This is a genomic window from Tumebacillus amylolyticus (assembly GCF_016722965.1).
Lineage (GTDB): Bacteria > Bacillota > Bacilli > Tumebacillales > Tumebacillaceae > Tumebacillus > Tumebacillus amylolyticus.
In genome coordinates, this window is record NZ_JAEQNB010000006.1 from 378,008 (window position 1) to 386,475 (window position 8,468).

9 protein-coding genes and 4 tRNA genes are annotated in these 8,468 nt (G+C 55.9%); all 13 read right to left on the bottom strand.

Translation table 11 applies throughout. The features are described 5' to 3' along the window. Positions 1-71: 71 nt before the first annotated feature. Complete coding sequence (locus JJB07_RS19190; protein ID WP_201637685.1) at positions 72-1,586, bottom strand: acyl-CoA synthetase; 1,515 nt, start codon at positions 1,584-1,586, stop codon at positions 72-74. Continuing rightward, a complete protein-coding gene (gene fabG, locus JJB07_RS19195; RefSeq protein WP_201637686.1) occupies positions 1,586-2,326 on the bottom strand; it encodes a 3-oxoacyl-ACP reductase FabG in 741 nt (246 codons plus the stop codon). The genes JJB07_RS19190 and fabG overlap by 1 nt, the downstream gene beginning before the upstream one ends. 42 nt (positions 2,327-2,368) lie before the next feature. Beyond that, complete coding sequence (locus JJB07_RS19200; protein ID WP_201637687.1) at positions 2,369-3,619, bottom strand: MFS transporter; 1,251 nt, start codon at positions 3,617-3,619, stop codon at positions 2,369-2,371. Positions 3,620-3,652: 33 nt separating this feature from the next. After that, the gene (locus tag JJB07_RS19205) at positions 3,653-3,955 is read right to left on the bottom strand and encodes a hypothetical protein (protein WP_201637688.1); all 303 of its coding nucleotides are present in this window, start codon (positions 3,953-3,955) and stop codon (positions 3,653-3,655) included. A gap of 11 nt (positions 3,956-3,966) precedes the next feature. Next, the gene (locus tag JJB07_RS19210; protein WP_201637689.1) at positions 3,967-4,764 is read right to left on the bottom strand and encodes an SDR family oxidoreductase; all 798 of its coding nucleotides are present in this window, start codon (positions 4,762-4,764) and stop codon (positions 3,967-3,969) included. A gap of 111 nt (positions 4,765-4,875) precedes the next feature. Next, the gene (locus JJB07_RS19215; protein WP_201637690.1) at positions 4,876-5,664 is read right to left on the bottom strand and encodes a ParB N-terminal domain-containing protein; all 789 of its coding nucleotides are present in this window, start codon (positions 5,662-5,664) and stop codon (positions 4,876-4,878) included. 277 nt (positions 5,665-5,941) lie between these two features. Continuing rightward, positions 5,942-7,042, bottom strand: a complete 1,101-nt coding sequence (gene mnmA, locus JJB07_RS19220) for a tRNA 2-thiouridine(34) synthase MnmA (protein ID WP_201637691.1) — start codon at positions 7,040-7,042, stop codon at positions 5,942-5,944. Positions 7,043-7,053: 11 nt separating this feature from the next. Continuing rightward, entirely contained in the window at positions 7,054-7,677 is a 624-nt protein-coding gene (locus JJB07_RS19225; RefSeq protein WP_201637692.1) for a TetR/AcrR family transcriptional regulator, read from the bottom strand. 113 nt (positions 7,678-7,790) lie between these two features. Beyond that, complete coding sequence (gene sspK / locus JJB07_RS19230) at positions 7,791-7,970, bottom strand: small acid-soluble spore protein K (protein WP_201637693.1); 180 nt, start codon at positions 7,968-7,970, stop codon at positions 7,791-7,793. Between the two features lie 91 nt (positions 7,971-8,061). Then, positions 8,062-8,138: transfer RNA gene (locus JJB07_RS19235), tRNA-Ile, on the bottom strand. A 16-nt stretch (positions 8,139-8,154) separates the two neighbouring features. After that, a tRNA-Gly gene (locus tag JJB07_RS19240) sits at positions 8,155-8,228 on the bottom strand. A 3-nt stretch (positions 8,229-8,231) separates the two neighbouring features. Beyond that, positions 8,232-8,322: transfer RNA gene (locus tag JJB07_RS19245), tRNA-Ser, on the bottom strand. Between the two features lie 28 nt (positions 8,323-8,350). Continuing rightward, positions 8,351-8,427 (bottom strand) — tRNA-Asp (locus JJB07_RS19250). Positions 8,428-8,468 lie beyond the last annotated feature (41 nt).

Sequence of the window (8,468 nt, forward strand, 5' to 3'; positions counted from 1 at the left end):
CACGTACGTCGTGAAAAAATAGGATCTAAAACAAGCACACCCGCACCCAATAAAGGGTGCGGGTTTCCTGCTTACGCAGTCTCGTGTTGCGTGTGCAGGTGTACAATGGCTTTTTTGTCAATTTTACCGACCGAAGTCTTCGGCAGTTCGCGGACAAACTCCCAGCGCTTGGGAATCTTATACCCTGCCAGTTGACCGGTGCAGTATTCCTTCAAGATCTCTCCGGTCAACGTCTGACCTGTTTGCAACACCACGATGGCGGTCACGACCTCACCCCACTTGGTATCAGGCAAACCGACGACAGCCACTTCGGAGATTGACGGGTGGTGCTCCAAGATATGTTCGACTTCCAACGGATAGACATTCTCCCCGCCGGTGATGATCATGTCTTTCTTGCGTCCGACGATGTAATGGCATCCGTCAGCATCTCGACGGGCCAAGTCTCCCGTACGCAACCAACCGTCCACCAGCGTCTCGGCGAAAATCTCCGGTTTGTTCCAATAGCCGGAGAACACATGCGGGCCCTGAATCCAGAGTTCGCCCGTCTCCCCGGCGGGGAGATCGCAGCCTTGGTCATCGACGATTCGCACTTCATTATGAAACATCGGCACGCCGACGGAGCCGATTTTTTGCTTGGCGCGGTCCGGGTGGATGTAGAAATTGTTCGGTCCTGCTTCGGTCAGTCCATAGCCTTCCTTGAAGGCAAGTCCCTTCGCCCAGAACGCTTCGTAGATCGAAAGCGGACAGGGAGCACCGCCCGAGAGGAACGTATGCATGGTCGTGAACGTGGCTCCTTGAAATTCAGGGGACGTCACCAACGTATGATAAACGGTCGGGACGAGCAAGGCGATCGTACAACCCTCTCGCTCCAAAACTTCCAAGATCGCAGCCGGACTCAAGTCTCTCGCGATGACGACCGTTCCCCCGGCATGCAACACCGGCGTCGTAAGCGCATTCAAACCGCCCGTGTGGAACATCGGCATATATACCGGCGTCACTTCATGCTCGGTCAGACCCCATGAAAGCACAGAGTTGATCGAGTTCCAGAGGATGGCGCGATGGGAAAGGATCGCTCCCTTCGACTTGCCGGTCGTGCCCCCCGTGTAGATGATTGCCCACGGGTCTTCCTCGTCCACTTCGACTGGATGCAGAACGCTTCCGCCAACTTCCGCCGATGCGATTTGCTGGTACACGGCCTGCTCGATGTGTACCGACACTTGCACCTGACTTCTCAACTCCTGCGCCAAGTCGGCAAACGGCTCAAACACAACCAACACGGTCGGCTGGCAATCGTTCAACACGTAGGACAACTCCGGCACGGAGAAACGATGATTCAATGGTACGAACACGGCGCCAATCTTGGCACAAGCGAACAGCAACTCCAAATGCCCCGCAGAGTTTAGAGCAAGCAAAGACACGCGGTCGCCCTTACGGACGCCGTTCTGTTGCAAGTACGCCCCCAGCCGCTTCGCTCGAAGGTCAAACTGCTCATACGTGAGCCGCAACCCCGTCTCCACCTCGACGAGCGCCAATTTCTGCGGCGTGAGGCGGGCCCGGCTCTGTAGCCAGTCGGTGGCGCGGCGCATTAGAGCGTCAAGCCTCCGTCCACGCTGAGAACCGCACCGTTGACGAAGCTCGCATCCTCCGACGCGAGGAACAGATACGCTTTGGCGATGTCCTCCGGTTGCCCAAGTCGGCGCAACGGGGTCTTCTCTTCCATCAGACCGAGGACTTTTTCCGGCATTTTGTCAGTCATGCCCGTCACGATGAAGCCCGGAGCGACGGCGTTCACGCGGATGCCCTTCGGTCCAAGTTCCTTCGCCCACGACTTGGTCATCCCGATGACGCCGGCCTTCGCTGCGGCGTAGTTGGTTTGTCCCACGTTGCCGTAGAGACCGACGACAGAGGCCGCGTTCAAGATGACCCCTTCGCCCTGTTGCATCATGATCCCTGCAACCAATTGGGTACAAGTGAACACACCGGTCAAATTGATCGAGATCACTTGATCCCATTGAGCCGGGTCCATTTTCACCAGCCAACCGTCGCGGGTGATCCCGGCATTGTTGACCAGCACGTCGATGCGACCGAACTTCTCCATCGCGGTGTTGACGAGATTTTGCACGTCGTCGCGGTTGGAGACGTCCGCTTTTACAAATTCCGCTTCGGTGCCGAGCGCTCGAAGTTCTTCCAGGGCTGTCTGTCCTGTTTCTTCGTTATAGTCGGCAATGACGAGCTTCGCGCCATTCTGTGCAAACAGTCGGGCCGTTTCTTTGCCGATCCCGCTCGCACCGCCGGTGATGATCGCTACTTTATTCAATAGACGCATGGAAAAAACCTCCTGAACTCTCTTCACGTGTATAGGAATAGTTTAGCAATTCGATGTTGCAGAAGAGTTGCACGATTGACGATACAGAGAGATCGCGGGGATAAAAAAGCACACCACCGCTGTAACCGCTTCCAAACCACCGCCGAACGCCATCACGCGGTGTACGCCAAACGACTGGATCAGACCTCCGGAAATCGCTTGAGCGACGGGAACCGACGAGGACATGAGCAGAATCGTCGTCGAGATCACGCGACCGAACAGCGCTTGCGGAATCAGAATCCGGTTGACACTCGGCGCAATCACGTTGACTGCAGAGTCTGTCAATCCGATCAGCCCGATCAGGCAGACGGTGAGCATGAAGTTTCCGCTCCAAGCCACGAGCAGGAACACCAAGCCTTCTAAAAAGCACGTCACCTGCGTCATCCTCGGAGTCGGGCGCTTGATCGTCACCACAGAGAACAGCACCGCTCCGACGGTGCCGCCGATTCCGATGCCCGTGAGCAACCAACCGTATCCACCGGCCCCCGCCCCGAACGCCTTCGCCAAAAACACCAACCCCACCAAGGCACCTGCCGATGAAAAGTTCGCCAAAAAAGCCGAGATCGACGTTGCCAAAATCACAGGAGTCCGCCAGATAAATCGAAACCCTGTGAGCAGATCTTCACGAAAACTCTGCTTTTTCGAAACGAAGTGCTCCCCGACAGTCACAGCGTTCGGCACCCGTATCAGATTCAGCATCACAAGCGATGAGAGAAATGCCACAAACGTCCCAATAACCACCGTCCGAGCGTCTCCGACGTCCATCAGCATCCCACTGAACACCGGACCGACGACGGCGGTCGTCTTCATCGCGATCATGAGGAGGCCGCTGCCCTGCGTATACTGCTCAGGCTGCAACATCCGCTGTTGAACGGCCGACGCCGCCGGCCAGAAGAACGCTTCCAAACATCCGAACAAAAACGCCGCCGCAAACAAACTCCACACGGGCGGCCTCCCGCCAAAGCTCATCAGCATCAGCCCACCGACTGTCCATACACGTACCCATTCCCCGCCGATCAGCACTTTCACAGGGTTCATTCGATCCACCAGCACCCCGGCGAACAACGTCAACACGACTCGCGGAACCCCGATGGCAGCCAACATCGCGCCGAGCATCGCACCTGATCCTGTCAGTTCAACGACCATCCAAGACAACGCCATGCTCAACACCACATCGCCAAGCCCCGCCAAGACACTGGAAAGCCAATACCACACAAAATTCCGATTTTTAAAGATCTGAACCTGCAACCCCACGCTGTCGTCCCCTCCGTGAACAAAAAGCCACCCTTACAACACCGGGTGGCTTTCTCCGTCAAACAAAAACACAAACTGCTCCGGCTTCCATTCGTAGCGATGCCAAGTGCCTTCCACGAGCCACCAACCACCCGGCAACTCCAGATATTCACCCCGGTCGATTCGCTCCACGATGCGGAGCAAAAAAGCCTCGGCCCGTGCTCCCGGCAACCCCGACACGGCGATTTCCGGGTGCAATTGACGACCCATGCCGTCCGTCCGCAGATACGCACCCAGCGTATCTTGCATCGCCACCAACTTCATTCGACTCAATTCAAGTTCAAGCTCGACCATCATCCTGCACCTTTCTACCAAACCTCTTTGGAACTTTCCAGATCAAACTTGTACTTCGTCAACACGTCCTTGCCGCCGGTGACTGCGATCACCGTCCCCGTGATGAAGTCGGACGCTTCTTCGCAGAAAAACGCAATCGTCCGCGCGATGTCCTCGCCCGTCCCCGCACGTCCTACTGGCGTCGTCGGATCAGTCAAAGTACGAACGTCCTCGATGCTCGCTTCCTTCCACTCATGGGTGATGTCGCCCGGACAGACCATGTTGACGGTGATGCCGTGCTCCGCTTCTTCCAGCGCCATCGTTCGAGTGAGCGACACCAAACCGACCTTCGCCGCTGCAAACGCCGAACGGAACACCCACGCCGGTGCCGTATCCGCTCGATCAAACCCGAAGTTGAGGATTCGTCCCCAGCCCTTCTCCCGCATAAAAGGAATCACCAACTTGGACAAGTAGAACACCGAAGTCAAGTTGCCGTTGATCATGGCCGACCACTCGTCCAACTCGTAGTCAGCCATCCGCTTGCGCTCTGCGATATACGGTCCTGCGTTGTTGATCAAGATGTCGAGAGAACCGAACTCCTCGATCACCTGCCCGACCAGAGCCCGACAGTCCTCCGGAACAGAGACGTCCGCTTGCACCGCCATCGCGCGCACCGGATAGTCGCGCTCCAGCTCGCGGGCGAGTTGAAGCGCTTTTTCCTGATTGGTTCGGTAATTAATGACTACATCTATACCAAGTCTTGCCAGTTCCAAGGCTGTGCGCTTGCCAAGCCCTGTGCTGCTGCCTGTTATCAGTGCGACTTTGTTCAACACAATGGTTCCTCCACAAGTAGACTGCCTCCCTAGTATCCCCTATCGTCCTACAAAAAACAAGAACCCTTACCAATCCAAGGGTTCTCCGTGCCATTCAAGGGGAAAGAAATCCTACTCGCAGAGGAAGACCGACTCTGTGTACAATCGAAGCGAACGTCCCCACTGTTCGCGCAACTGCGTCCAACGCTCCTGATCAAGCGTCGGAGCGAGCATCATGTCGAGCGGGACGCGCAAGTTAAGCACCCGACCTTCGACGATACAGCGGGTGACACCCGCCGGCATCACCCGTTCGCGCAGCACGATCTCTTCTAACTCATCGATGCTCCACGCCGGATAGCAAAAATGAACCATACCGACGCCCGGCTCGCCAATCCGTTGCGAAAAGCGTTGGACAGGCAATTTCTTGGTATAGGCATCGACGATCCGATGCCACACGCTCAACCGCATCTCCAATTCGAGACTTCGCCCCGCAGGATACAGGAAATACCGCTCGCCACACGCTTCCACCACTTCCGTCAGCGCCATGCCGTCCAAATTCTCGTCCGACCACTCGATCTCCGGATCTTGCTTCAACAACTCCAACCACTCGCCGCTCGGCAAGGCATGGCTCCACGACTCCAAAGCAAACTGCTCCGGCGTGACCACCTGCAACACGGCGCGTCGGCAACCCAGTGCCTCCAAGGCGTGCGTGCGGTGCGCACCGTCCAAGATTACAAACGAACCGTCACGCATCTGCATGGCAATCGGCGGATGGCGTAACACACCCTCCATCCGTATGGCATAAGACGTCACATCGAGCCGGTGCGGCTCGTACTCTTCATGAAAGCGGATACGGTCGAGATCGACAACCTGCAAGGTATTTACGCCTGTCGCAAGAATCACTTCGTTCAACTCCGTCATCTGTTCTCCGTGCTAAACTAGTTGTGTAGTTTAATTAAATTACGTTTCCTCTTATGTGTCAAGGATTGATTTCCGAATCTTGATTCACTTACCTATAACTAGTGCTGTTTCCTCTAACATACAGTTGTTTGCCTTTTCGTGCGTTTGCTATACTGAATGTACCAACTATCACCCTTTTACCCCATTGGCGGAGGCCCCCCCAGCCTCTGCCCCTTTAAACCTTGATCCAGAAAAAAGAGCCTCGTTTCGCAGAGATGCGAACGAGGCTCTTTTTTACTTACATGGTGACAAGCGAGCGGACTTTGTCAATCGTGCCCCCGCCGAGGCAAACTTCGCCGTCATAGAAGACGACCGCTTGACCGGGAGTGACTGCTTTTTGCTTCTCGTCAAAAAGTACTTCGCAGACGCCGCCGTCCTTGACATGAACCGTCACCATCTGATCCGGCTGGCGATAGCGGAACTTCGCGGCACAACGGAAGGTCGTATCGGTCGGCTCTCCGCTGACCCAGTGTACGTCTGTCGCGACCAACGATTCGGAGTAGAGGGCCGGGTGGTCTTGGCCTTGCTCGACGAGCAGGACGTTGTTGTCCAAGTCCTTGCCGACGACGAACCACGGCTCGCCCGATCCGCCGATGCCCAAGCCCTGACGCTGCCCGAGAGTGTAGTACATCAGGCCCATATGCTGGCCCTTCACCTCGCCGTTCATCGTGCGCATCTCACCCGGTTGATTGGGGAGGTACTGGCTCAAGAATTCGCGGAAATTGCGTTCCCCGATGAAACAGATGCCGGTGGAGTCTTTTTTGCGAGCGGTGGCAAGTCCTGCCGCTTCGGCGATCTCCCGGACTTTCGGCTTGGGCAGCTCTCCGATCGGGTAGAGCGTTTTGGAGAGCTGGTATTGGTTCAGTTGGTTCAAGAAATACGTCTGATCTTTGTTGTTGTCCACGCCGCGCAGCAGGCGGTACTTGCCCTCATGGAAGTCCACGCGCGCATAGTGACCTGTCGCAATGTAATCGGCCCCGAGGTCGAGGGCGGCGTCGAGGAATTCTTTGAACTTGATCTCGCGGTTGCACATGACGTCCGGATTCGGGGTGCGTCCGCGCTTGTACTCGTCGAGGAAGTATTGGAAGACGCGGTCGAAGTATTGCTTCTCAAAATTCACAGTATAATACGGGATGCCGATCTTCTCACATACCCGGCGAACGTCGTTAAAGTCTTCATCTGCGGTGCAATGGCCAAACTCGTCAGTGTCGTCCCAGTTCTTCATGAACACGCCGATCACGTCGTACCCTTGCTCTTTGAGCAAGTAAGCGGTGACGGAAGAATCCACCCCGCCGGACATGCCGACCACGACACGGGTTTCTGCTGGTGTTTTCGTCATGATCTGCAACCTCAATTCTCAGTAGTGTCCTCCATCATATCATAAGGAGTTCCACAGATTCCATACTCGATAAAGTTGACAAGTTCCCCAATCACAGTTTCTTGCTTGTACCCGTCTTCTTCCAGGGCAAATGTATAGAACGCCATCTGGTCGATCAGCGTCGTGATCATCATCGAAACCAACTCCGGAGAGCAGAGACGAATCTCTCCCCCGTTCTGCTGGCTGTTGCGGATCAAATTGGCGACACCGACACCGAGATGGTCGCGGATCGTCTTGTATTTGAATTCGTTAAACACTTGCCCGCCGCCGCAACGGAACACGGAGAGCAGTTCCTTCTGCTGGGCCAGCAGGTGAAAAATCGCGTTGACGATGCGCCTCATGGCACCGGGTCCGAGGGCCTCGCCCTGGCCGGTGATCTGCTCCACCTGCTCCCAGAGCAAGTTCATAACGCGGGAGAAGACTGCCGACAACACTTGCTCCAAATTCTCAAAATAGAGATAAAAAGTGCCGCGTGCCATGTCACACGCCTTGACAATGTCACTGACGGTGGTCTGCTCATACCCTTTGCTGGCAAACAAATGGGTGGCTTCGGACAAGATGCGTTCATAACGCTCCTCTCGCTTCGCCTGTTGCATGACTCTCACCTCCTAGGGTCACTTGCACTATACTGCTTGTTCTGACACAGTGTCAATAAAAAAAGAGCAACCTCCCGGGCTCAAAAAGCCCGGGGTTTGCTCTTGCCCCTGTTTTACTCGTTCGAAGGCGGGTTCGGATGCGCGTGGTGCGACGCCCCTTCGCGCATGCGGGATTGCGGACGCGGTGCGATCGAACCGTCCGGACGCAACGGTGCAAAATCGTCCTTGGCCTTCGGGTTGTCCAAACCTTTCGGGCCGCCGAAGTTGCCCGGGTGGTTGTCCTTGTTTCGCATGAGGATGCCCCCTTTGTATTGACGTATCAACAGGAACTAGAGTGCCCCATGCAAAAAGACCTGATTCGCAAAGGAATCAGGTCTCTCTATTTGGTGGGCCCAAGAAGATTCGAACTTCCGACCTCACGATTATCAGTCGTGCGCTCTAGCCAACTGAGCTATGGGCCCTTACAAGTTGTAAAATTGGAGCGGGTGATGGGAATCGAACCCACGCTGTCGGCTTGGGAAGCCGAAGTTCTACCATTGAACTACACCCGCAAATGGCGGAGGGGGAGGGATTCGAACCCTCGATACTGTTACCAGTATACTCCCTTAGCAGGGGAGCGCCTTCGGCCAGCTCGGCCACCACTCCGTACAAAAAACGCTGTGAAAAGAAAAAATGGCGGAGCTGACGGGATTCGAACCCGCGGTCTTCCGCGTGACAGGCGGACATGTTAGGCCACTACACCACAGCTCCATGTGGTTGCGGGGACAGGACTTGAACCTGCGACCTTCGGG